The sequence below is a fragment of the Deltaproteobacteria bacterium genome, assembly GCA_016208165.1.
GTDB lineage: Bacteria > Desulfobacterota > Desulfarculia > JACQYL01 > JACQYL01 > JACQYL01.
Genome location: JACQYL010000054.1, coordinates 21,475 through 45,154, shown reverse-complemented (window position 1 = coordinate 45,154; position 23,680 = coordinate 21,475). Strand labels below are relative to the sequence as shown.

21 protein-coding genes are annotated in these 23,680 nt (G+C 55.3%); 10 read left to right on the top strand and 11 right to left on the bottom strand.

Going from position 1 to position 23,680, the window contains the following annotated elements; translation table 11 throughout:
* Window positions 1-4 precede the first annotated feature (4 nt).
* Genes fliD through HY788_12040 form a run of 4 tightly spaced genes read left to right on the top strand, consistent with a single transcriptional unit; the run spans window position 5 to window position 3,487 of the window.
* Window positions 5-2,398 (top strand): flagellar filament capping protein FliD, encoded by a 2,394-nt coding sequence (fliD, locus tag HY788_12055; GenBank protein ID MBI4774890.1) that lies wholly within the window; start codon window positions 5-7, stop codon window positions 2,396-2,398.
* A 58-nt stretch (window positions 2,399-2,456) separates the two neighbouring features.
* Entirely contained in the window at window positions 2,457-2,930 is a 474-nt protein-coding gene (gene fliS, locus HY788_12050) for a flagellar export chaperone FliS (protein MBI4774889.1), read from the top strand.
* Window positions 2,931-2,959: 29 nt separating this feature from the next.
* Window positions 2,960-3,265, top strand: a complete 306-nt coding sequence (locus HY788_12045) for a hypothetical protein (GenBank protein MBI4774888.1) — start codon at window positions 2,960-2,962, stop codon at window positions 3,263-3,265.
* Window positions 3,266-3,274: 9 nt separating this feature from the next.
* Window positions 3,275-3,487, top strand: coding sequence for a hypothetical protein (locus tag HY788_12040; protein ID MBI4774887.1), 213 nt, complete (start codon window positions 3,275-3,277; stop codon window positions 3,485-3,487).
* A 57-nt stretch (window positions 3,488-3,544) separates the two neighbouring features.
* Here HY788_12040 and HY788_12035 read toward each other — a convergent pair whose 3' ends face one another.
* On the bottom strand, window positions 3,545-3,997 hold the full coding sequence (locus HY788_12035; GenBank protein MBI4774886.1) for a hypothetical protein: 453 nt from the start codon (window positions 3,995-3,997) through the stop codon (window positions 3,545-3,547).
* The gene (locus tag HY788_12030; GenBank protein ID MBI4774885.1) at window positions 3,987-4,625 is read right to left on the bottom strand and encodes a hypothetical protein; all 639 of its coding nucleotides are present in this window, start codon (window positions 4,623-4,625) and stop codon (window positions 3,987-3,989) included. The genes HY788_12035 and HY788_12030 overlap by 11 nt, the downstream gene beginning before the upstream one ends.
* 1,053 nt (window positions 4,626-5,678) lie before the next feature.
* Here HY788_12030 and HY788_12025 point away from each other — a divergent pair.
* The 4 genes from HY788_12025 (at window position 5,679) to HY788_12010 (ending at window position 10,748) form a co-directional block, all read left to right on the top strand.
* Window positions 5,679-6,629 (top strand): helix-turn-helix domain-containing protein, encoded by a 951-nt coding sequence (locus HY788_12025; GenBank protein MBI4774884.1) that lies wholly within the window; start codon window positions 5,679-5,681, stop codon window positions 6,627-6,629.
* Between the two features lie 264 nt (window positions 6,630-6,893).
* Complete coding sequence (locus HY788_12020; protein MBI4774883.1) at window positions 6,894-8,069, top strand: hypothetical protein; 1,176 nt, start codon at window positions 6,894-6,896, stop codon at window positions 8,067-8,069.
* A gap of 94 nt (window positions 8,070-8,163) precedes the next feature.
* Window positions 8,164-9,834, top strand: a complete 1,671-nt coding sequence (locus HY788_12015) for a hypothetical protein (protein ID MBI4774882.1) — start codon at window positions 8,164-8,166, stop codon at window positions 9,832-9,834.
* A 245-nt stretch (window positions 9,835-10,079) separates the two neighbouring features.
* Window positions 10,080-10,748, top strand: coding sequence for a hypothetical protein (locus HY788_12010; protein MBI4774881.1), 669 nt, complete (start codon window positions 10,080-10,082; stop codon window positions 10,746-10,748).
* Between the two features lie 155 nt (window positions 10,749-10,903).
* Here the strand turns inward: HY788_12010 and HY788_12005 are convergent, their stop codons facing one another.
* From HY788_12005 to HY788_11985, 5 genes are all read right to left on the bottom strand, one after another.
* Window positions 10,904-12,106 (bottom strand): MFS transporter, encoded by a 1,203-nt coding sequence (locus HY788_12005; GenBank protein ID MBI4774880.1) that lies wholly within the window; start codon window positions 12,104-12,106, stop codon window positions 10,904-10,906.
* On the bottom strand, window positions 12,103-13,464 hold the full coding sequence (locus HY788_12000; GenBank protein MBI4774879.1) for a radical SAM protein: 1,362 nt from the start codon (window positions 13,462-13,464) through the stop codon (window positions 12,103-12,105). The genes HY788_12005 and HY788_12000 overlap by 4 nt, the downstream gene beginning before the upstream one ends.
* A 325-nt stretch (window positions 13,465-13,789) precedes the next feature.
* On the bottom strand, window positions 13,790-15,514 hold the full coding sequence (locus tag HY788_11995) for an ABC transporter substrate-binding protein (protein MBI4774878.1): 1,725 nt from the start codon (window positions 15,512-15,514) through the stop codon (window positions 13,790-13,792).
* Between the two features lie 4 nt (window positions 15,515-15,518).
* Window positions 15,519-17,348: a sigma-54-dependent Fis family transcriptional regulator gene (locus tag HY788_11990; GenBank protein MBI4774877.1), complete on the bottom strand. Its 1,830-nt coding sequence runs from the start codon at window positions 17,346-17,348 to the stop codon at window positions 15,519-15,521.
* A gap of 143 nt (window positions 17,349-17,491) precedes the next feature.
* Complete coding sequence (locus HY788_11985) at window positions 17,492-18,319, bottom strand: NTP transferase domain-containing protein (GenBank protein ID MBI4774876.1); 828 nt, start codon at window positions 18,317-18,319, stop codon at window positions 17,492-17,494.
* 415 nt (window positions 18,320-18,734) lie between these two features.
* On the opposite strand from HY788_11985, the gene HY788_11980 reads away from it, so the two are divergent.
* Window positions 18,735-19,112 carry a hypothetical protein gene (locus HY788_11980; protein MBI4774875.1) on the top strand — a complete coding sequence of 126 codons (378 nt, stop codon included), beginning with the start codon at window positions 18,735-18,737 and terminating at the stop codon, window positions 19,110-19,112.
* A 14-nt stretch (window positions 19,113-19,126) separates the two neighbouring features.
* Window positions 19,127-19,969: a hypothetical protein gene (locus HY788_11975; protein MBI4774874.1), complete on the top strand. Its 843-nt coding sequence runs from the start codon at window positions 19,127-19,129 to the stop codon at window positions 19,967-19,969.
* 52 nt (window positions 19,970-20,021) lie between these two features.
* Here HY788_11975 and HY788_11970 read toward each other — a convergent pair whose 3' ends face one another.
* Genes HY788_11970 through HY788_11955 form a run of 4 tightly spaced genes read right to left on the bottom strand, consistent with a single transcriptional unit; the run spans window position 20,022 to window position 23,679 of the window.
* Window positions 20,022-20,828 (bottom strand): carotenoid biosynthesis protein, encoded by an 807-nt coding sequence (locus HY788_11970; protein ID MBI4774873.1) that lies wholly within the window; start codon window positions 20,826-20,828, stop codon window positions 20,022-20,024.
* Window positions 20,821-21,822 carry an adenosyl-hopene transferase HpnH gene (hpnH, locus tag HY788_11965; GenBank protein ID MBI4774872.1) on the bottom strand — a complete coding sequence of 334 codons (1,002 nt, stop codon included), beginning with the start codon at window positions 21,820-21,822 and terminating at the stop codon, window positions 20,821-20,823. The genes HY788_11970 and hpnH overlap by 8 nt, the downstream gene beginning before the upstream one ends.
* A gap of 8 nt (window positions 21,823-21,830) precedes the next feature.
* Window positions 21,831-22,664, bottom strand: coding sequence for a DUF116 domain-containing protein (locus tag HY788_11960; protein ID MBI4774871.1), 834 nt, complete (start codon window positions 22,662-22,664; stop codon window positions 21,831-21,833).
* Window positions 22,651-23,679, bottom strand: coding sequence for an NAD-dependent epimerase/dehydratase family protein (locus tag HY788_11955; protein MBI4774870.1), 1,029 nt, complete (start codon window positions 23,677-23,679; stop codon window positions 22,651-22,653). Before HY788_11955 ends, HY788_11960 begins: the two co-directional genes overlap by 14 nt.
* Window position 23,680 lies beyond the last annotated feature (1 nt).

The window sequence follows — 23,680 nt, the reverse complement described above, 5'->3', positions numbered from 1 at the left end:
GACGGTGCTCACGAATGGAGACAAGATCCAATTAGGAGCGCAGGGAGACACCAGCAATATTTTGAAGGCGTTGAATCTGGTGGATGACCTTTACGCCGAGAGCGCCGGCTCATCCGCGGTGAGCGGCGCACGCGCCCTGGACACCGTTACCATTACCCCCACAGGTTCCTCCGTTACCACCAACATATACATACCGGAAACGCAAAGTACGGGCGCGTATCAGGAAGCAGCCGGAGCCGTAAACTGGGTGGATGGGATCGCCGGTAATGCGGTCTTTCAGATTCTGGCCGGTGACGCGGGTTCGACCGCCGCCACCTGGACCAACCCCCTGAGCGGCTCCATCACGAATATCGACACCTTCGTTACTCATTGGAACACGTCCGGCAACTGGAGCACCGGATTCGTTGAAGTGGGAGTGGTTAAAGAGGGACCGGACAGCTTGCGATTTTTTAACCGTTCAGACGGCGGAGGAGGCAGTGGAGCCGGCTTCACCATAACGGCCCCGAGCGCCTTCGACCTGTTTGAATTAGGCCTCTCGGATTCCGCTCCACCGTCGGAATTCGAGGCGGACAGCGACACCATCGGGCTCTGGCGCTTTAACGAAGGGGATGGAACGACCTCCGAAGACGCCTTGGGCAACGGGAGCACGGCCACCCGACACGGAGCGTCATGGGAGTCCGGAAGCTTCATGTATAACGGTCTCAGCTTTGATGGAGCCGATGACTATGTATCCATGTCCGCCAGCGGCAGTACTTCCCTTTACGTTGACGGCAACGCTCAGATGACCTTGGAACTCTGGGTCAATCCCAGTACGGTTGGAACCGCTTCAACCATTGTCAACAAAGGCGGCGACGGGTTCGAACTGGCCGTAGACGCTTCGGGACATCTCGAGTTCTCGATCTGGACGACGGACGGCAAACGCACCTTCACTTCCGACGCCGCCCTTTCCGACGACAACTGGTACAAAGTGACGGCCACCTACAACGGCGACACATCCACCATGGGTCTGGTGGTGGGAACCACGGCTTCCGGAAGCACCAGCACCGGCAGTTACAGTGGAGCCGGGTGGGGCACGGGAGTTATCGTGGACAGTGGAGACGATCTCTATGTGGGCAGCGACTCCGGAACAGGTTCTTTCTTCGGAGGACTGCTGGATGAGCTGAGAATCTCCGACACCGAACGCGCGGCCACCGGAACCGGTTCATGGTCACAATCCGTAACGAACAGCGGCAGTTCCGTGGAAGCCGAATACAATGCCCTTACATTCGCCTACGCGCTCAACAGAGGGGGGACGGTTGCCCGCGCCATGACGGATGGAGCGGGAGGCATTACGCTCTACTCGACCCAGCAAGGATATAGCGGAGGATTTACCATTTCCGATGAATCTTCCCAATCCGTCAACACCGTCTCTGATTATTTCGGTTCTTCCTCCGTAAGCGTGGCCGTGGAGGAAAACATAGAAAGCGGGATTCGCGGGCAGGATGCCGTCTTTACCCTGGACGGAATCGGCTATACCCGCTCCACTAATTCGGTGAGCGATGTGCTGGGCGGAGTCACCCTCAACCTGCACTCACCCACCACATCGTCCGTTACGATCAGTATAGCGAATGATACGGACCGCGCGCTGGATAGCATCACTACTTTCATCGTCCAATACAACGAAATGATCGAGAGACTGAATCCTCCTCAACTCGACCGTGAGCAAAGAGAGTACCTGAATCCCTTAAGTGACGATGAAAAAAATGAGATGACCATTTACGAATATGAAGAGTATCAAGCCTACTACCAACTTTACAATGAATACCAATTCATACGAAAAGACGGCTCGCTCCGATTGCTGTATCAGTCGCTCAGGCGTCAGGCGACCAGCGGCGTCGAGGGTTTGAACCCCGTTTTGAACGATCTCGCGGAGATCGGAATCACACCCGGAAGCATCGGCGGTTTCAATGACGCCAAGGAGGGGTATTTGCTGCTCAAACCCACGGGCGAGGACAATTATGAGGACACTGTACGTGAATATCTCTCCCTGAATTCGGATCTCCTGGACGCATTGACGAACGACGCCGACAAGGTCTACGAGCTGTTCGCGGCGGAAGGTTCCACGGATACGAGCAACGACAGTGGCTTGGCGCGTCAAATGGACGAGTTGGTGGGCAGCTATGTGGACGGCGAAGGCATACTGGACGAACAAACAAAAATTCAGGGGAGTTTGGATCAAAGCCTTCTACGATTGAGCGAACAGATCGAAACCGAGCAAACCCGGCTTGATCGCCTCGAGCAGAGGCTATGGGCCCAGTTCACCGCGATGGAGGAACAGATCGCGAGGTTGAACCAACAGACGAGCAGCATCACTGCGCTCTTAAGCAACTCAGGGGGCGGTGGTTCCGGCACTCAATAAGCGTGCCGGCGCCCACGAAATAACGTTCATCATTATCAGAAAAAGAGCGAGGTTTCCTATGCAGCCAAAACAGCATGTTCAGCAGTACCTCAAACAGAGCATCGAAGGAGTCGGCCAGGGTGATCTGATCGTCCTTCTGTACGATGCGGGCATCACCTTCTTGAATACGGGCAAGCTTAAGATCGGAGAAAACGACATTGAGGGCGCGCACAATGCTCTGGTAAAGGCTGTAAATGTAGTTCGAGAATTGACAGCCAGTCTGAACACGGAAAAAGGAGGGGAAATCGCAAAAAACTTGTTAAGCCTTTACGCTTTCATTAACCGAAGGATCGTGGAAGCCAACGCAAAGAAAGACGCTACGGGCATCGATGAGGCGCTTGTTCTGATGACCCAATTGAGAGAAACCTGGAGTAAAGCGGTGAGGATGCACCAGGCAAACGGCAATGGAGTAAAGAATGGAAAACATTCCGCGCCGGTTCAGGCGGGAGAAAAACAGGAACCTTCGGCCAAGAGCATCAGTATACGCGGCTGATCGAAAGACAGCTGAGAGGAGAACATTCAATGGGAGTTAGTGAACTCGGCAACATCATCTATCTAAAAGACTTTGTACAATCCGGGTCCGCCAACAAGAAACCTGTGGAACGAAAAGGATCGGAACAAGGAAAAGACTCTGAACAGCAACTCGAAAAAGCACGCGCCCGAGCCGCCGCAGTGGAAGAGCAAAACAGGTTGGCTTCATCGCCGTCTATCCAGGACATCCGGGAAGCCATGAGGGTCATGAGCCATCTCAGAAAAACGATTATGGATGGAGACGAGTCCGTTCTTTCGGCGCACTCTGCAAAACCCATAGACACGACGGTCATATAGGGACTTCATATGGATATTAATACCCTCTTGATGAGCATGTCCTCTCAGATGACTTCAAGGGCTATGGCGGCGCAAATGAGCGCCTCGGTCGCATCCAAGGCGTTGTCGACCCAGGAACAGACCGGGCAAGCCGTGATTTCCCTGTTGGAATTTTCACGGCCCGACCCTGCCTACGCCGCCAAGGCGACGGGCAAAGGAAGCCGCGTAAATGTAGTGGCTTAAGCGCGTCACATGGTTCGACCGGGTAGAAGCCATTCCAGATGGTAACCATTCGAGGGATTACACCTTTTTCTTAAACAGCTTGGCCGCCGCGGTTCGCCCTTGGCCGCCTCCTTTGTTGTAAACTTTCATCTTCCGCACGGCACGGACTTGACCCAACCGATCCTTGATTTCATCCCTGTAGCCGCTCGCCAAAGCCATGCATTCGGCCTCCATTTCGTGAACGTTTTGGAGCGTCCTCCGATTGTCTTCCAATACAGCGGCGATTTCCTCGGGCAGTGGGACGCCATCATAAGACGAGTCCAGTTTCCCGGATATGAGTTCCCGCAGGTTGGCCGCACTGTCCAGTATTCCCTGACGCAGATCCAGAGCCTCCGCCGAAGCGTTGAGGTCCTGGGCTGACAGGGCGGCCTTCAAACGCTCCGTGAGCGACAGAAGCTCCCTCACAAGACCGTTCATCTTGCCGGCCAGTTCCAGGGTTTCCTGAATGGCGCCCTCGTTCCTACCCTTCATGGGATACGGTCCGCTGTCCCGAAATTTGGAGTATACGTTCCATAAGCTCCCGCCAACGCTCGAAGTAAGGCACGAAGTCGTTCTCGAGTAGCGCCGCCATTTCACCCCAACGCCGATTTTCCTGCAATCCCGCGAGCGTTTCCAGCAACGGCTGAAGATCTTTATAATGTTCTGAAATCGTGCCCTCGCCAAACCGTTCGGCGCCGAAATCCACAGGTACAAAGGTCTCTACGTTTTCGATCATGGAGCTGAACCATTGGATGCCTTCCAAAGCCAGATTGAGCAGCCGGGATCCTTCTTCCAGCTCATTCTCACGATATAGATGGGCAATGGTTCGCAGTCCGATTATCAGGTTCTCGAGATAAGAAAGGCCTTCCTTGATCCCATCGAAAGCCAGTTCGACCGGATTATGAGTACGTATCTCAATCTTGTTCAAACCCCCAACCTTGGTCTCCGCTAACGTTCGATCTTCCTCCCAGGTGAGTGGTCTGCCGTCCAGAACGATTTCAGTCACCGTCTGGCCCGCTGGAGTGAATCGAGTCGCAACCATATCCAGAACCGACCTGAGATCCGCCGTCGTTTGCAAGGGTCCGGTATCCACCTGCCTCCCATTCACCCACAGTTCCATGCGCTCTCCTTTGCACTGAAATTTACCATATATTAAAGGAACGTTTCAAAAATCGCCTTTTCCCAGGGAAGGATACCCACCTCGAGCTTGCGCAACGGCGGCCGCCTGACAAAGAAGGACGCAACGAACTGGGCTTGTTTGGGAAAACGCTTCATTTGCGATCTCATGTTCGGGTCATTATCACAGCCTCATATTCGCTTCCTCATGCTTACAGCGATTCCACTTGATGTTGACCGACTCCACGTTCCGGACAGTCCGGCCGGCTTTTAATGCATCAATAGAAAAACCGGATTTTCTCAGTTTAGACTTGGCAATTCAATCATTCAAGGATCAATTCGAAATATATGGAGAGGCTCCGACGGAAATGCATTAATGACGGGAGGCTATTGTGAAATAGTAAGATTGCTTTTGAGACGGAACCGTGCCCCGCCAGAATGTTTACTTGACGATTTGGAGGATTAAGGCAACATCGATTATCGATGAATCCCGGTTCTTTTGCCCCCACGATCCCAAATTCGCCGTGAGCGCCCTTCATCCTTGGAAAGGAGTCGGACATTCGACCAGTGAATGCACAAAGCGTACAGACTCCATATGATCAGCCGCCAGGCGATGGAGGTATGCATTCACACGGTTACCCCGTTTGTCATGGCTAAGACACAACAAAAGACTACTCTGAGGGAGAGTTCAACCCCTTTCGAACAGTCGATGGGGAATCTCACTCGAGATCAGCCGGGAACGACTAATGCTCTTCCGTCCGCCTCTTAAATAAGTCCCCCCAAGCCCTGAGGTAAATCGGCAAAAAGGGACGAATTCGTTACCTCAGCTTCACGATTCCGACGCAAGATAAAGATTGGTTGACAATTTGCTTAATTGGAGTTATGCTACTTTCTAAGTAAAGAAGGGTGGGCTTTGTCTTTCGGATACACCAGTTGGGCGGACATCCAAGGAAAGCTGGCAGGCAGGTATAATCGGATGAGTGTCGTAGAAGCCTTTTTCAAAGGGGACAGGAGTTTTCCTGGGGATGATTAGAAATGAAAATGAGGATACAAAAGCATGAAGCCTTATCTAACAACAGGGGAAGCGGCGGTGCTCCTGGGGATTTCCAGATCCACGATTTCACGGAAATTTGACCAGGGCATATTGAAAGGAAAGAAAAACCCGATTACGGGGGAACGATTGGTCAGCCGCAAGAGCGTCGAGGCCTTCATGAAGCAGTATGATCTTCCTCTCCACGCGCTGACGGGGGGCAAGAAAATTGTCGTTGTCGGCACTTCCGATGAGCAGCTCCAGAACGCCATCCAACAATCTCTCAAGGGTATCGATTCCATCGAGTTCGATCACGTCCTTTTCGGCACGGATGCTCTGCTACACTGCTCGAAGCGGCGAGCAGACCTGTTGGTAATCGACGACAGGCTGCCTGATATTTCGGGTGAGGAAGTCATCAAGGCCGTTCGCAGAACTAAGGAACATGGCGAGGTGAAGATCGTTTACTGCACCTTCGATTCAGAAGCAGTGACGCTCTCGGACTCTGAAGTGTATGTAGTTCACGTAGGCAAGAAGCTCAACAAATCGCTTCTTAAAGAGCAAATTCTGGCTGCCTTGGAACTGACCCATCATCCGGAAATCCCGGAGCGAGCGCCGGAATTCGAACGTCGGCTTTGGCCAAGGATCTTTGTGAACATACCCGCCGAAATCGAAACCTATCTGGTAAATAGGCGCGAAACCCGTCAATTGGGAACGGCGGTTGTCAGGAACCTGAGCCAAGGCGGGGCATATCTGGACAAAATAAAGCTGGAAGAAGGCATGATACCGGCCGAGCCTTTTCGTATGGTCTTGCGCTTCGAAGGCCAGCCACTCAAAGAGTGGAGTGCGGACTGTAAGGTACTCCGACTCCAGTCAAATGGCTCGTTGGCCGCCGGACTTCAGTTCATGAATATATCCAGAGACGATCAGAAGAGAGTGGAAGCTCTTATTGCATCTTCTGAATCTCCCGCCGCAGAGTAAAATCGGGCTCTGCATCGAACGGGTCCGGGATCGAAAACATTTCAAGTCCCAAAAAGCGAGGACGCCGAGAAGATCGGCGTCCTCGCTTTTTCGGCGAACCTGTTGTGTTCGCTGCCGGACATCGGGTTTTAAACCTTTATTTCAAATTACGGGGCTTTTCGTTGTTCAGAGAAACTGATAGGATCGGGCCGAAAACGGAATCTCTTGCATAGTACCGCCGGCGGCGGGACGCGACAGTTCAAAAAGCAACTCTCGGGTGATCTTATGAAGTGGCTCAAGATCGTTGGCATCATATTGGCCGTATGCATTGCACTGCTCTTGTGCGCCGCGCTGCTCGCGCCAAAATTAGTGCCCATAAAATCCATCCTGGCTGAGAATATCGAAGCCCGCCTGAACCGACCCGTTACCATAGGGGAAGCTTCGTTCGGTTTTTTGGGCGGCTTCAGCCTTTCCGTTACCGACCTGAAAGTGCTGGATCTCCCGGAATTCGGCGAACGGCCACTCATCAAAGCAAGCTCGCTTCGGGCACGCGTTTCGTTGCTTCCCATGTTGGCTTCCGCCCTGGTGGTCGATGAAATCGAAGTCGACGGCGTAGAACTCTCCGTTGTGCAGAGTCACGAGGGGCTTCTCAATCTTCGGTCCCTTCGATCCCTTTCCCGAATCAATAACACAGGATACTCGGAAGTACGGGAGAGCCTGGAGTCAAACGACCCTCCGTCCTTCTGGACTGATCCAAAAGCCAAACTCATTGTCCGCAGCGCCTCTTTTAAGAATGTGATTCTCCATTTCGAAAATCAGAAAACCGGGTTAACCTCGGAGCTTCCTATTGAACTGCTCCGAATGTCCGGCGACGCACAAAGAAGCAGGGTCGAGCTTTCATGCAGCGCCACAATGCCGGGTTTTTCCATGGAAGCGAAAGGCTCTGCAGAGAACCCGTTCAACGAGGTTACCCTGCAGAACGTAATGCTGGCTTTTCGTTTGGACGCGGCCCAAGTGGGACAGAAATTCAGCCCTTTTGTCGAGGGTCTGGAAACCAAAGGAGTCATCGAATTCAATGCAAGCGCCTCGGGGCCTCCCAACGCCCTCCGAGCGGACGCTTCCCTGCGAATCGAGAATTGTTCTCTGAATGCAAAACCCTTCGGGGGCAGACCCATTTCCTTGGACGATCTCCTCTGGCAATTTGGCGCGACAGCTAATGTCATATCCTCCACTGCAACGGTCCATCGCTTCCACCTCTTCTCCCGCTCCGCCGGTATAGACGCATCGTTTAACGGCGACGTGCAGTGGCCCGCCCGTTTGGACCGTATCGTTTTTGAGGCTTCCTCTACCATTGAATTGGACAAACTGAGCGGCGGCGTCCGGGTCCGTCCGGATTCGAGATCTGAAAATAAGTCGTCCGGATTCGACCCAGCCCTACAGCGATCCCGACGTAAACCTTGATTTCGAGGCGCTCATCAATCCCCAAGAGGACAAGATCGAAGTTTCCGCCATCGAAGTCTCCTCCCTACCGCTCGACTTGAGCGCAAGGGGATATTTGTCCCGCAACGATGCTTCTCTAGGAATAAATGCCAAGACACGTTTCGATTATGTTGACAGCATCCTGGAGGGACTCGGCGCCATACCGAAAAGCGTTCAAATGACGGGCGTGGGGGTTCTCACCGGACGCATCGAGGGTACCTTGCACTCGCCCCGTATAGACGCGAAAATCGCGCTGGCGGACGCGGGTATCCTTGTGGGCAGGACAATAAGAAAACCGAGAGGCGTACCCGCTGAGATACGGTTGGCCGGAAAGAAGATCGATGAAGTCCTCCAGTTGGATAATCTTGAGATTCTGTTTGGGCCGGTGCATCTGCGCGCAGAAGGGAAGGCGGAACAGCCATCCGGCAACACGGATTTGCTCGCGGAGTTGGCCCCCCTGGACTTGGCCAGGTTGGCTGAACTTTCTCCCGAACTGGCTGAACGGGGACCTCACGGGAAATTCAGTTTCAAGCTTTCGGGAAAACGAAACAGGAATGAAGCTCAACCCCATGAGTCACGCCGATTTCCGGAAATTTCCGGAGAAGTCAACTTTGAGAAAGTCAGCCTGGCTCCAATGCCGGAAACTCCCCAAGTACGGCCGGTGCTCACCGGTTCCATCGTCGCAGACCCTGAACAAATTCGATTACAGGGAATGTCTCTTGAAGTGGATCGTCACACAATTAGCCTTGAAGGAGAGTTGAACGCATACCGGGATTGGCCGGCCTCAAATGCGAGGCTTCGGGTCGATGCCGAACTGCTCGACCTGAATATGCTTCTGTCGCTTGTTCCCACCGGGGAGGGTCAGCCAAAGAAAGAACCTTCAGGCTCCGGAGGAGCCGAGGCGCCCACGTCACCGGAAGAGCCGGAGCCTTCGGGCCGTAAAGGACACGGGGATGTATGGAAGAATCTCCGGGCTAGTTTGGATGTGCGATCGGAGCGATTAATGTATAAGACGTTCAGCGTGGAGGATTTCCTACTGAAGGCTTTGCTGCACGACAGCCGCCTTCGGATCGAGAACCTTTCCTTCAATCCTCCCGAAGGCGCCTTCTCCGCACAGGGCGGGTTGGACATGACGGATCCCGAGCCGGCTGTCCAATTGACCGCAGCAGGGCGGCACATCAAAGTGGCGCCCGCCGATTTTGTCTGGCTTAAAGATGAAGCACCCCTATTCGCGCTGCCGCTGACCGGACTCGAGGGCACGCTGGACTTCGCATCGGACTTGACGTCACGCGGCTCCGATTTCGAGGCCATTCAAACAAACCTGACCGGCTCGGGCACACTGGGAGCTCGTGATGGCATAGACGTGACTTTCGGCTTTCTTCAGGACCTTTCCGCATACGGCGATATCCTGAAACGGTTAATGCCCAAGAAGTATACGGCGTTTCATTTCTCCAGCCTGGACGGAACCTACCGGATAGAAAACGGAGCCATCCAGTACGACATGAGTTTTTCGACCAAAGAGAAATCGCCGGTTGCGCACCTGGTGGGCTCCACCCAACTGGCGGACAGGACGGTGGAGGCGCGGCTCAGACTCGACGGACGAATACTCGGCCGGGATTTCGGACCTTTCCTTGGAAAAGACGGGACACTTCCCATAAAGATTACCGGCAAAATCGGCTCGCTGAAACCCGTCCTTCAACCGGGCCCGGAATCGGCCGAAAGCGCCCCTCCCGAACCTAAGCCATAGGAGGCAGGGGGATTTTCGGGCGCCCTGGGACTCGAATGGAGTGGCGCCGGCTCGTTTGAGGTCATTTCGAGCGACCAAACAACACGCAGGCATCAGAAACGGATCGTCAAAGGCGCCTTGGCTCTTCGGCGGAGGAACGGCTTGCCGCGAACCCCTAAACCTTTGTTCCACCCCCCTGTCTTTATAGTATAAGTTGATAAGCTCGCGGTGCGGCCTTAAGTCTCGGCCTCAAAGGAGGGTTTAACATGAAGAAAACGATCGTAAGTTCCGTTTTGGTCGCTGCCTTGTGCTTGGCATTTGCGCAGGCAGGATTCCCGTCCGGCGATACCCAGAGCGAACTCTCCACCATCAGACATGAGATCGAAGCTCTTAAGCAAGAGGTGGAGTCTTTGAAACAAGACGTGGACAATCTAAAGAAGACGCTTCCCGGACGGTTTCAAGTGGCCGTATTCCCTTCCAGCCTCGCCGGCGAGGGCATCAATTACGAAGACGTCGTGGTTTCTGCTCTGAAACGAACGTTCGAGAACACGGGATCGTTTATTCCGGTGTATTCCACATACCCCATGGAACAGCGATTCGGCGCGAAACCGTTACCCACTGACATCCGGCAGGATCAAGTGTGGACCCGAAAAAGCCGGTGGGAGCTTTTCAAACCCAATGTCGAGGAAGTGGCAAAGGCCGGTAAGCGCTTGGGCGTTGACGTTGTTCTGATGGTTTCCGTAAGCATTCCCGGTTCAGAGAACGATCAGATGTCTGCCTATCTAATTGATGTCGCATCCGAGAAGCTGTACGAAAAAACCATCGACACCCGGCTAAAAAACATCCTCTCAGGGGTGCTCCTTATTAAAGGAAACGAATTGAGCACCATTATAGAGAGAGTGTTTTGGGAATATAGGATGGATAAGAAAATGTAGCTCGCAGGCCATTCGCGAATCCGATTCAAACAAGGGGGTTCCGCCGGGAACGCCGAGCCCCAGCTCGGCCCAACACCCGGCCATTCGCGAATCCGATTCAAACAAGGAGGTTCGGCCCTGCAACGAGGCAGCGGGACTTCCTCCTCCCGAAGTGGTTATGGTGAAGGAGCGTTGGATGCGGATTCGCCGGCGTATGGAAGATCAGTGGCCCCAGTACCGATCCTGAACGATATCAGTGCAAACGCCGCCGCGGCAAGCAAGAGCGAAGAAGTCATGCCGAACTGGTGAACCACGAGAGCCCCCAGCATTGCTCCGATCAGTGCCCCAAAGCAACGAAGTCCCGCGCCCAGAGACATGAGTCTTGCCAGGAGATGAGGAGGACAACCGGCCTGAAGGCCGCTTTCCAACATGACCTGCTGGATAGCCGAAGCGGCCCCGATCAGCAGGAGAAGACCGCCTTCAAACGCGACCCCTTGGGAGATCAGCGCCAAACTCAAAATGCACGATGCCTCGACCAGTAGACTTTGACGCAGCACACTTTTGAATCGATCGTTCCCGAGTCTGAATACGACCACGGCGCCTCCGAAGGCGCCCAGATTGAACATGGAGAATGCGACTCCCATCCCAAACGCGTTCGCCGAGGGCTTTTCATTGAACCACAGCGGAAACCCGTATTGAAAGAGACCGGAGGCCGCCATCCAGAACAACATGATCCGGAGTAGCTCTTTGATCTGAGGAGAAGATCGAAAGAATTCCCTGAACCTGTGAAGCGTTCCTTCCCTGAGCCGGACGTTCTGTCGATGCTTCATACTTTCCAGAGGCAGCCATCCGGCGCCCAACGCGGCCACGCCGAAGAGCAGTGCGCTCGCTGCTATGCCCGGTCGGGACCCGAATTCAGTAATCACCAAGCCCATGACGGCCGGTCCCAGGATGTTGGCGCAAACCGACATTTTCTGCCGAACGGCATTGGCTTTCACCAGATCGATCCGGCGCACCAGCAGCGGCAAAGCGGAGGATCTTCCGGAGATTTGAAACAGGTCCAGGCCCATCGCTAAGGCGTATAGGGGGTAGACGGACGAACCGTTCTCCGAAGCCACCGAAAGAATTCCCAGCAGCGCGGCTTTGCCGATCCCGCTATACACGAGGACGTTCACCGGCCCCACTCGTTCCAGGAGAGGCCCTGCTATCGGAACCATCAAGAGCGCGGTCACTTGCACACTGACGAATAGCGCGAGCAGGTTCTGGGCGCTTGTTTCGACGCCCAATACCAGCATGCAGTAAATGGCCAGGCTGAGCAGCTGGTTACCCAAGACAGCCATAAACTCGAGCGAAACGAGCAGCCACAGTCCGCGGTTCATGCGGCTCTGGCCTTCCTCCCGGCCTCCGTTCCCCGAAGACTCGAAAGATACCCTTTTACCTTGTCTTCCATGTACTTACGGACCAACGCCTCGAGATATTCCCGGGTGCAGTGAAGACCGTCGAAATCGCCGTTTTTCACCAGGCTCTGCTGGCGGCATCCGCCGTCGCACAATCCGGCCACGTTGCACTCGAAACAGGAATCCGCCAAAGGTCTCGCTATGACCTGGGATTCTTTCACGAAATCGATGCCCCGGCACACGTTCCCATAGGTCAGTCCGGGGTGCTGCGAGTGGGAGATCGTGGGACAACTGACCAAGTTGCCATCCACGTCTATTACCAGGCAACTCCGGTAGTTGGCCATGCACCCGCTGGACGGCAGCTCGACCGGCGGTTTGAGACCGTACTTCCTGGCTTCATCCTCTAAATAGGCGTATATCTCCGGTTTGGAAACGTTGCTGCAAAGCGTGGATCCCAACCGGCCGAAATCATACTCTCGGGGAAGCAAAGGGCCCATCTCCACATCTTCCACCGCCTCATCGAGTCCCAACTCCTTCAGCCGCTGAAACAGCTTGGGATATTTGAGATAGTCCTCATTCTGTTCGTCGTATTGCATGAGTATTCGAAACCGGACGAACGGGGCGGCCTCAAGCAGGTTTTGTTCGATCAACCGGTAAGAACCGCTGCCGTTTTTGAAAGTGCGTCTCCGATCATGGGTTTCCCGCGTCCCGAAAATGGACACTCGAACCGTTCGAACGCCCAGCCAGTGCAGCTCGCGGACCATCTTCCTGGTAAGCAGGGTCCCATTGGTCGTAAGCGACAGATCGCAGGGTATACCCTTTCCGTTGCAGAACTGGAGCAGCATCCCGAAGCTCCGGATGGCCGTCTGGTTCATCAGGGGCTCTCCCCCCGTTAACATCACACGAACCGCTTCCGGCTTTTCTTTTGCGATGCGATCCCGAAGGAAGGTCACGCACTGTTCGGCAATTTCTCTGGACATGCTGACCGGACGTTTCATGCCCTCCTGTATGCAAAAATCACAAGCGAGATTGCAGTCTTCCGTGACTTTCACCTTCACGGCCAGCTCTTTGTTGGCGTAGTATTGGCTGTTACGCCAGTTTTTCAGCACCTTGACCTCGTCGACGCCTTCGGGCGCCAGAATATCCGACCGGCACAGGTCCTCGAACAGAGGACCGTACGCTTTCGTTATCCGGCCTGTCTTGATCGCGTTCCACGGCTCCTGTTCCAGGAGCTTCAAGCTCCGGTTGACGGTGTGCAGGAGCACGCACCATTGGTTGCCTTCCCATGAAATCCCGTGTTCGACCAGAAAACGGGATGGACGGTGGTTCGGGCTTGTCATACCTTCCCCTTTGGGCAGCGTGGGGGCCTCACGGCCCCCCGCCTACCGGATCATACGGCACGTCGTCGACGTATACTCTCCTCGGGTAAAATCGGATTTACATTGCCGCCATGGGCCCAACCCAACAGCAATAGGGACGAGCCGACTCGAAATGGTACCCGGCTTCCGTAATGGTCATGCACATCATAGGTGTCCGCCTCCTTTCCTGAAATTGCGCGCGTCAATTCAGAAGGGGTTGCAAGGCGTGCCAAAAAGAGGGGCGCCCGGGTTTTCCGGGCAAATAAGAGGAATAGCAATGAAATATCGGTGAGTTGGTCTGTCGGGCCTACTGGGAATCCTTGCGATAGGCGTCCACGGCCTCCAGAAACGTCGGTTTGCCCCAGAACAGGCCCAGTTCCGGAGCACGCTGATGGTTGAGGAGCTGAAACCCTCCCGGTTCGGCGCCCTGCTTCAGGTAGACAAGCTGATACTCCTTGCGGGCGGAGGGCCTGACAGTTACGCTCTCGAGTCCTCCGAAGTAATCGGACATGGTGGACACGATGCGTTTTTGGGCAAGAAATATGACGGGGAGATCGTCCGAAAACCGTCTTCCCAGCTCGCGGTACAGCTCCATCCTCCGATCCCGGTCCGGTTCGTGAAGCACTCCTGCCAGCAGCGCATCCGCATCGGGATTGCCGTATCCGCCGAAGTTCCAACCCCCTGTGCTGTGAAAGAGATTGTGCATGTGTTCCGGCTGATCGATGTGCAGCCTTACGATGTTCAATGCGGCGTCGAATCGACCCGGTTTCAGGCGGCCTTCCTCCATGGCGCGGTACTCCATGATTTCGACGTGCAGGTCGATGCCGAATCGCAGGAGCTGGCCCTGCAAGCGTTCGGCCGCGTCGATCTCCCAGGTGAACTCGGCCGGCACGAGAAGATTCACCTCGAAAGGCTCGGAATCTTTGTTAACGTACAGCCCGTCATCCCCCAGTTTCCAGCCGGCGGACGCCAGGAGGTCCTCGGCTTTCCGAAAATCGAACGGGAGCGGTTTTGCAAACGGCGCCGCTTCTTCCCAAGGCTGCCCTGCATGAACAGGGGCTTCCCCTCCTCCGACAAAATTCTCGCTCAACCGGGACGCGTCGATGGCGTACGCAACAGCGGCCCTAGCCCGGGAATCGTCAAAAGGGGGGCGCCGGTGGTTGATCATGATGACGTAGTAGTACGGAATGGTGGTCAAATAGGCCCGCTGGAAGTATGGGACGCCGTTCAAAAACAGCAGATATCGCGGTTCCGCTTCCAGCACCGCATCCGATCTCTCCTTGAGAAACCGCCACAAGACGCTCTCTTCAGGATCCGGAAACGTGAACTCCAGGTGGTCCAGGCGCGGCCGTCCTTCGTAGTAGCCCGGGAAGGCGTCGAGCACGATGCTCCTGTCGCCGTCCCGGGATCCGAACCGGAACGGGCCCGTGCCCACGGGAGATTCGTACCAGTCGGTTCCGTTTTGCAGTGAGTCCTTCGGAATGATCGGTATCTGGGAAACATACTCCAGGAAATCCGGAAAGGAAACCGACAGCCGGATGCCAACGTGTGCTTCATTCAAGATCTCAATCCCATGGACGCTCTCCTTCATTGAAGGAAACCATTGTCGAAACGCTTCCTGAATGGAATATTTCACGTCCGCGGCAGTCACTTTCCGGCCGTTGTGAAAGGAAACGCCTTGGCGAAGATGGAAGCGCCAGATCCTCGACGTCTCGTCCGAGGTCCACGAGTCGGCCAGATCGGGCGACAACTTCCCTTCCCCAGCCTTGGCGCACAGGAAATTGTACATGGCCTGCATGGCGTACGTGGCCCCGTGATGTCCTCCGCCGTAAGGATTCAGATCTCCCAGGGGAGCGCCCACGTCGATCCGCAGCGTTCCTCCGTACACGGGACTTTCCTCGATGGGGTAAGGCGGCTTTTCGGGCGGGAAAAGGGCCGGAATCAGCATTACGAACATCACCGCCAGGGCGAAAACAGAATAGAACCAGAAGCCCGCCTCCACCAGCAGGAATTTGAGCCTTCCCTTGTCCATCGGCCTATTGCACCCGGTCGGCCGGCTTTTTATACAGTTGAGGCGCCACTCCCCGATGCTGCAACCGGTACAGGAGGGCGTGGGCCTGTCGGATGGAAATCCTCGCGAGATCCGCCAGTGTTTCCGCCGTCAAACCGGCCTCCCGGCACTCCATCAGTACGTCATAGAGCTGAAACGCCTTGCGCCTGGTCAAATGAAATTCGTCGGCGGCCCGGTTGATTTCATCGGCCGCCCCTCTGAACGGTTGATCCAGGAGGGAGCTGCGCACCCGATACCGCACGGCTCGCGCCCTCGATCCATTGTCCTCGATGATCTCATCCTTGATCGGCTCGAGCATACGCCGGGCCATGCGCATGCGGCTTTCGTCCGCGACGTTCCCGCGCCCGGCCGGCAGCGGATGTTTGGACGCCAGATCCGCCGTGCTGAAGCTGGTTCCACGTGAAAGGACCAGGAATTCTTCCAAAAAGCGGTCTTCAACCCCCTGACTCCGCAGACGCGCTCGCAGCAGATACCCGCCGGCATCCGAGGGCTTCCTCGTCTTCGGCCCCAAGCCCGCGATCTCGTCCGGAAGATGCCTGGGTTCAATGTCTCCCGGACGGGACAGCGCCATGGCCCGTTGCAGCACGTTCTCCAACTCGCGCACGTTGCCCGGCCAGGCATACCTTTTCAACAGTTCCATGGTGGCGCTGCTGATGCCGGCCGGTTTCACGCCCTCCCGTTCGCTGATCCTCTCCATGATCCGTTGGGCCAGTCGAGGCAGAACCTCGATGCGATCCCTCAAGGGCGGTAAACCGATCTCAGCTCCTTTAATGCGGTAATACAAGTCCTGTCGGAAACAGCCTTCTTGTACCGCTTTCTCCAGGGGACGATTCGTGCCGGACATGAACCGAACGTCGATGGAAACTTCCTGAAGGCTCCCCAGAGGAAAAAACGATTGTGTTTCCAACACCTGCAATAGCTTTACCTGGTCTTCCGGCGCCAGTTCTCCTATTTCGTCCAAAAAGATGGTACCGCGATCGGCCGCTTTGAACAATCCCATTTTGTCCTGGACCGCGCCGGTGAAAGCCCCCTTTCTGTATCCGAACAGCTCGCTTTGAAACAAAAGAGACGGTATGGAAGCGCAATTGACGATCAGGCAGCGGTATCGCGACCGGCGACTCAATTGGTGAATATGGCGGGCCAAGAAGGTCTTCCCGGTTCCGGTTTCGCCGGTAACAAGGATCGGGATCTCGGACCTGGCCAACCGTTCGAGTTCATCCAGTTTTCGATCCAGGTCATCTAGGTTGCCCCAGATGAGGGCCAAGTCTTCCTTTCCGGACAAATCGGAGGCAATCCGGACATCGCCGGACATGATGTGTCCGGATATGTGATAATAATTAAGAGTGATCCGAGTCAATTCATCCTGGAGGAGATTCAGATCTTCCTTTCTGATCTCCGATGTGGGGAGGTAATAGGCTTTAACGAGCTGATCCAATTTCTCCGAGAATTCTTTCTTTATGGTTTCGAAATCACCGTTGCGCAGCGTCTTCAGATAATCCAGAAACATGCCCGACACAATGAACTGATACAGTTTTCCTCGGACCGCAGGAACGGCGTCGTATGCGGCGGCCAACTCGGCGCTCTGAAACGATCCCGACTCCCTTGGGCGAAAGTATCGGGGGATCCCATCATCCTCGCCGGATTCCGGGCTGCCCATCCCTTCCAACCATTCCGAAAAATGGGCTTCAAACGCAGGCAATTCAGTGGGCGCCAGCAGGTCTAGAAACTTGACGGACAGATGCTTTACGTATTCGAGACGTATTTCGTTCAGAAGCCCTACAGACTTCGAATCCACGGGGTGTTCCTTAGCCATGCGGTTTCACACTCACGTTCGTCATGACCCATTACTGTTCGATGGGGAACCGGCTTGCCCTGAACCAGGATACCGGCACGTTCCGGCATCGACAAAGCCCATGCGCCGGGCCCTGAGCAAAACTCTCAGTTCCCCTGCAACCGGCGCCTGGAATACTCACGCTGGACCATCTCCAATGCGTCCGGATCGTCGACCCCCATGACTTCCGTTTCATCCTCACAGATATGACAACCAACGGCCACGCCCGCGCTGGTCATCAATTCCACCAGATCCGTGATGAAATATTCCTTCACCGACACCGTTCTTCCGCCTCGACGTTTTTCAACGAGATGGGGACGCGCCTCCAAGTCTTCCAGAAATCTCAGAATGGCGGCTCGATCTCCGGCATATATCCCCGCGTTGAAAACACGTAACTGTGCTCTGCGTTCCGGCGCATACTCCTTCCAATATCTCCATTCGGTGATCCTGACCACGCGGTCCGACTCCATCTCGAGAACCCCGTATTGAGCCTTGTCCCGCGGTTTGAAGCCAAGCACCGCAAAGGCCTGCCGGTTTGCGCATTCCAACAGAGAACGAAACGTCTCTCTCCGAATCAGCGGAACGTCTCCCATGGTCACAATCACCTTGTCTTCCGGAACCTGCCTCAGAAACCATCTTGCGGCCAGCAAAGCCCCTCCGGTTCCATCGGTGACCGGCTGCTCGACGTACGCCGGATCATAGCTCCGGGTGGCGGACACCACGTCTTCCTTCCTGTAGTTCACCACGACCGCCTTGGACCCTTCAGGCAAGTTATCCAGAATCTCGTGCAAAAACGGACGGCTGCCCACGTAGGATGAAGCCTCCGCTTTCAGAGGTAAGAGCGTTTTATTCCCTTCATATCCGGTCATTCGGCTTCCCCGACCGGCGGCGAAGATGACGGCGGCGGCCCGCACTCCGTTGGGTGACACGTTCATTCTTCTCAGAACCTCTTAAAAAGTTGCAGCGACTCCAGGACCTTTATCGGGCGGTTGCACGTAACATAAAGAAATCACCCGCAATGATCAAGATGTTTGCCGAAACGAAACTAAACATCCCGCTTGAGACCCGGTATGAGACCGCCCTTCCGTCCGGTTATGCCGCCGCCTCGAGAAGTCCGAATGGATGTTTTCGGCGTCCCACGTGCTTGTTCCGGAGCGGTTGCCGTCGTTGCCTTTACAAATCTTCGTCCGCTCATGCCCGAGCAGTTGCGCCGGCCGGTTGGGTTGCTTTTGCATCACGCTCAGGATATGCTTGTATTCTCCGGAAGATGGGCGGGCGTCCGTTGTTCTAAAAGAGCCGCCCCGCGAATTGCGGCAGTGCGCCGCGACGATATGCAAGGAGGTCCGTAAAATGAACAGGATACGCATAGGCGTGGTGATGATGGCTGCTTGCCTGTTTTGCAGTCCCTTGGCTCATGCGAGCACCGCCGGACAGATCCGCGCCATGGAACAGCGCGCCGCAGACCTTCAAATGGCTCGAAACCGTTTTTTGGTGCAAGTGCTGCAGGCATACCGTATCCCGTACCGGGTGACGCCGGAGACAGGCCTGGTTCGGGAAATCGAGGTGGCGAACACCTGGTACATCATCAGAGAGATCACCATTGTGCCGGAAACCGAAGTGCAAGACGGGCAGGTCATCTTGCGAGGACACAACATCTACTTCCAGCCCGAAGGATCATCCAACGCCCTGCATCTGTTTTCGGACATCGGCATCATAGTACCCCACTGAATCAGGGACGAATCGTGACCCGCTCGAACGTGCATTCTGTCGGACTGGTCGCGGCTCTCCGAGCGGAATTGGCGCCATTGCTCCGGTCGCTATCCTGCCGCCGGGTAATTAATAAGGAACACGGATTCTCGTTGTATCGGTGCGTGACCGCGCACAAAGGCGCCCTTCTGCTGGTGGAAACCGGTATGGGCGCCGAGAGAGCAGTGGCGGGCGTCAGGTGGCTTCTAAAGCACTTCGAACCGGGTTTGCTAATCTCCATGGGTTTCTCGGGGGGGCTGACGGAAAACCTCGAGCCCGGCGACACCATTTACGGGATCAGATCGGTGCCTTATGACGTGGGTTCAAACTCCTTGGGCCGTGTTTGCGACTTGACCGCCGGGTCCCTGGGAAGTTCTCCGCCGTCATGGCTTCATCCCGGAACCATCATCACATCGAGCACTCCCGCCGGCAAACGCAAGCTTATGCAGATCCTGCCCAACGAGTGGAATCCGGCCGTGGTGGACATGGAAACCGCACATCTGGCGTCGGTCGCCAAAGCATCGGCAACGCCCTTTATCGCGGTCCGGTCCGTTTGCGATGAACTCGGCATGGAACCCAACTTGAACCTCGAAAAACTGACGGATGAAAGGGGCCGGGTACGACTTCAGAAGGTATTTCGTTACGCCTTGTCCGAGCCGGCCATTATCATCCGGATGGCTCGCCTGGCCCGCCGATCCCGCGCTGCAGCCAGGGCGCTCGAACGCACGGTGACGGCCATTCTGAAAGACTATCTGCCGGGTTTTCCGGCGGCTTCGGGCCTCGCTCCCACGGCGCACGCCGAGGCTGACTCCGGCAAGCCTGACGTTGCCAAAGGCTGAATCGCGGAGATTCATTTACGGTCATTTCCGCGAAAAACCGATTCTATACAATTCAGCCGGGCAGGTGCTGTTTGCGACGTCGGACTTTCCGAATCACGAAAAACAATAAGATCGCGGACATCCCGGATCCTGCGAGCCCGAGCATCGCTTCACCGATCCAGAAAGTCACACTCAGGTTTCCCAGCACAATCAGACCATATAGGACGGGGCCCAAAAGCCGGCTCCATTTCGCCCGCCCCGGCTCGAGTCCTCGGGCAGCGCGAAACAGATCGCTTCCCAACAGCAACTGAAACGTCTTTATGAGCGCGAATCCCACGAATAACCAGCCCAAGAAATTGGATAACGGAATTCCGAAATAGAACCCTTCCTCCCGGTAGCCATAGATTTTTCCCAAAAACCAGCGGTCGCCGCGAAACGCGACAGGATCTATGATGACGTCTAGAAAGACGAAAAGAACCGCCCCGAGGACCAGTGTGCGCCATGAAGTTTCCACCTTACGGACGCAGGACCAGTACTCCTGATTCTCAACGTCGCCCGATGGAGTCCGTAAAAAGAGAGCCATGCCATAGCCGGCGTAGGACATGAACACATACGATATGGAGTCCATGAAAGGAACGCCGGCGATCCACAGCTCCCGGTGCGTAGTAGTGGGAATATAATAATAATGACCGTAGGGAAAACCGTTGTGTATGGACGAAAACTCGGATGCAAAAGCAATCAGGTAGCCCAGCACAAGAAATGACAGCGATGTGCGCAGGCCGTACGCGGTCGCACAGCTTAAGACGTAGATGCCCAGAAATACGAACACGTAGGGGCGAAAAAGGAAGGTTCCCAGGAGAAGTTGGGGGATTTCAGGCATCCAGGTTCCAACGGATCATCTTTATCAGATCGCCGGGGTGGGAACCGACGGTGCGGACGACGGACGGTTCAAAGCCGCAGTGGACCATACAGTTACGACAGCGAAGGTCCATTCCCGATTCGTACCGATCCCAGTCCGTCTTCTCCATCAATTCTTCGAAGCTCGCGTAATGGGTATCCGTAATGAGATAGCAGGGGGATTTCCAACCCTTTGGATTTCGAGTCGGATTACCCCAGGGAGTGCAGCGAAGATCACGTTTGCCGGAAAGAAACTCGAGGTATATGGGGGAGCTGATCATGCGGCGGCCATCGAACACATGGGACAGCGAATTGAACTTACGGACGATTTCCTCCCGGTCGAGAAACAGGTCCTCGTGCACACTTTCGTAGTCAAACGCAGGCGAAACGAGCATGCCGTCCACGTCCAGTCGGTGCAACATGTCCAGCAGGCGCGCCAGATTGGACGGGTCGCTGTCTTTGTATACCGTTGTATTGGTGCTGACCCTAAACCCTTTTTCTTTGGCCGATCGAATGGCCTCCACTGCGGACTCGAACACGCCGCGCCGGCCGAGGATCCGGTCGTGCGCCTCTCCGAATCCATCCAGATGAATGTTAAACGTCAGACGCACGTCGGGCGTGAACTCAGCCAACTTCTCTTTCAGCAACGTACCGTTGGTGCACAGGAAGACGTGCTTTCCACGATCCACGATTCCTCGAATGATGCGGCCTATGTTGGATAATATGAGGGGCTCGCCCCCGGTGACGGTGACCACCGGCGCCCCCGCTTCGTCCACGGAGGCCAGGCATTCTTCTAGTGAAAGGGAGCGGTGCAACGAGTCGGCATACTCTCGAATGCGCCCGCAACCTGAACAGTTCAGGTTGCATTGATGCGTCGGCTCCAACATAAGGACCAACGGGAATCGCTTGACTCCGTGTAACCCATTGGACAGCAAATACCTCATCATGGACAGATGAAGCTGAATAGGAAATCGCACGCTGAAGTCTACTTTCGATTGTTTTTGGAGAAAATACAGTCGAGGGCTGCTCTGAACTCTTCGACAGGGATCAGAGTGTTTTTGCAGGGTCCTTCCGGTCGTTGGTTCGGTATACCGATTACTGGAACGGAAAGCGCCACGTCTTTTATGCCCGTAATCAAATCCCGTTCGCACGCCATGGCAATGATGAAGTCGGGACGCTGTTTTTGGATTTCTTTTCGAGCCTCCTCCCCTCCCCTAACCGTGGTCATCCGACACGGGTATTCTTGCGCCATCTGTTTGATCTCTTTGCGCACCGAAACCTGAAGGCAACGGGGCAGCAAGATCAGCAACGTCGGCTCTCCGACCTGAGACCCTTGGAGCCGAGTCACTGCATTGTTGACCTTGATGAACGAATGCCCCACCTTGTCCCGGGATTGGCCGAGCCGTCTTCCCAGCCAGACCGCCTTGGGAAGAAGAAAAAACAGGAAGCGTTCACTGAAACGGTATGGAAGGATCCGAATGTCGAACACAACTTGAATGAACAGCAACACGTACATCAAACCCGGAAAAACCAAACCGAACACCAGCAAGCTGTGAACCGCCCATCGCCAAGCCGGCGCCAGTTGTTGAAGGCGCGGCTCCGCAAGATACCACAATAAGAGGCATCCGGCCGTCATCAGCAGTACTGTCACGAGGCCGAGGGCCATGAATTTGAGCTTGGATTCCGTAATGGCCGGCTCCAAGGCGTCAAGATCACCGCTCCAGTCGGACCATTCATCGCCCAGCTTACGGTCCTGCTTCCGCGAATTGACGCCGATCGTGCTCTCTGTTTCCGTCTGATCTTGGCTAACAACCGGCATGCTTCAAACCTTCCGGCAAAGTCGTCCGATGAACATAGTCATGATTCCTGAACCAGGTGACAGCCTCTTCCAGGGCCCGCTCAACCGGCGTTTGGGAAATACCCAGTTCCCGGACCGCCTTGGTATTATCGAAAAACATTTTTCGTTTGGCCATCCTCACCGCATTAAGACAAATCAGAGGTTCCCGGTGGGTGATACTTCTCGATACGGCCTCAGTCACATACGCTGCCGCGAGCACCGGGGCATAGGGCAGTCGGATTTTCGGCGCGGGCAATCCCGAGGCCTCAGCCAGTAATCGAAAAATCTCAGCCAATGTGAGATTTCGACAACCTAAAATGTATTTCTCGCCCGGTTTGCCCCTCTGATGCGCTAAAATATGACCTTCGGCAACGTCTTCAACGTGGACGAGATTCAATCCAGTGTCCAAAAAAGCGGGTATCTTCCCGTTCAGAAAATCCACGATCATCTTACCCGTGGGCGTAGGCTTTCTATCTCCGGGACCCACCGGCGTACTCGGATTTACTATTACTACAGGAAGTCCTTTTCCGTTATAAGCCAGGGCTTTCTGTTCGGCAAGGTATTTGGAGCGCTTGTACGGTCCGCAGAGGTCTCGCTCTTTCACAGGGGTGGTCTCGTCTCCCGGCGACCCGTTTTTCGGAATTCCCAAAGCGCCGACCGTGCTTGTGTACACGACTCGATGGACATTCACGGCCAAGGCCGCCTCGAGCACGTTCACCGTACCTTGCACGTTGGTTTCGTACATATCCGAAGGATTGGGAACCCAGAGCCGGTAATCCGCAGCAACATGAAACACCGTGTCGCAGCCTTTGGCGGCCCTCACAACGGACTCGCAATCCCGCACATCACCGAAAACGGTTTCCGCCTCAAGAGATGAGAGCATCTCTCTATCGGACGCCGGCCGCACCAAGGCCCGGACGTGGTCTCCCCGTTCAACCAGCAAGCGGGTTAGATGGCCTCCGATGAACCCGGTGGCGCCCGTAACCAGGACTTTCAAT

Coding starts and splice junctions, on each gene's coding strand:
- fliS (MBI4774889.1), top strand. CDS start 2,457: ATGCAGCCAAAACAGCATGTTCAGCAGTACCTCAAACAGAGCATCGAA.
- HY788_12045 (MBI4774888.1), top strand. CDS start 2,960: ATGGGAGTTAGTGAACTCGGCAACATCATCTATCTAAAAGACTTTGTA.
- HY788_12040 (MBI4774887.1), top strand. CDS start 3,275: ATGGATATTAATACCCTCTTGATGAGCATGTCCTCTCAGATGACTTCA.
- HY788_12035 (MBI4774886.1), bottom strand. CDS start 3,997: ATGAAGGGTAGGAACGAGGGCGCCATTCAGGAAACCCTGGAACTGGCC.
- HY788_12030 (MBI4774885.1), bottom strand. CDS start 4,625: ATGGAACTGTGGGTGAATGGGAGGCAGGTGGATACCGGACCCTTGCAA.
- HY788_12025 (MBI4774884.1), top strand. CDS start 5,679: ATGAAGCCTTATCTAACAACAGGGGAAGCGGCGGTGCTCCTGGGGATT.
- HY788_12020 (MBI4774883.1), top strand. CDS start 6,894: ATGAAGTGGCTCAAGATCGTTGGCATCATATTGGCCGTATGCATTGCA.
- HY788_12010 (MBI4774881.1), top strand. CDS start 10,080: ATGAAGAAAACGATCGTAAGTTCCGTTTTGGTCGCTGCCTTGTGCTTG.
- HY788_12005 (MBI4774880.1), bottom strand. CDS start 12,106: ATGAACCGCGGACTGTGGCTGCTCGTTTCGCTCGAGTTTATGGCTGTC.
- HY788_12000 (MBI4774879.1), bottom strand. CDS start 13,464: ATGACAAGCCCGAACCACCGTCCATCCCGTTTTCTGGTCGAACACGGG.
- HY788_11995 (MBI4774878.1), bottom strand. CDS start 15,514: ATGGACAAGGGAAGGCTCAAATTCCTGCTGGTGGAGGCGGGCTTCTGG.
- HY788_11985 (MBI4774876.1), bottom strand. CDS start 18,319: ATGAACGTGTCACCCAACGGAGTGCGGGCCGCCGCCGTCATCTTCGCC.
- HY788_11980 (MBI4774875.1), top strand. CDS start 18,735: ATGAACAGGATACGCATAGGCGTGGTGATGATGGCTGCTTGCCTGTTT.
- HY788_11970 (MBI4774873.1), bottom strand. CDS start 20,828: ATGCCTGAAATCCCCCAACTTCTCCTGGGAACCTTCCTTTTTCGCCCC.
- HY788_11960 (MBI4774871.1), bottom strand. CDS start 22,664: ATGCCGGTTGTTAGCCAAGATCAGACGGAAACAGAGAGCACGATCGGC.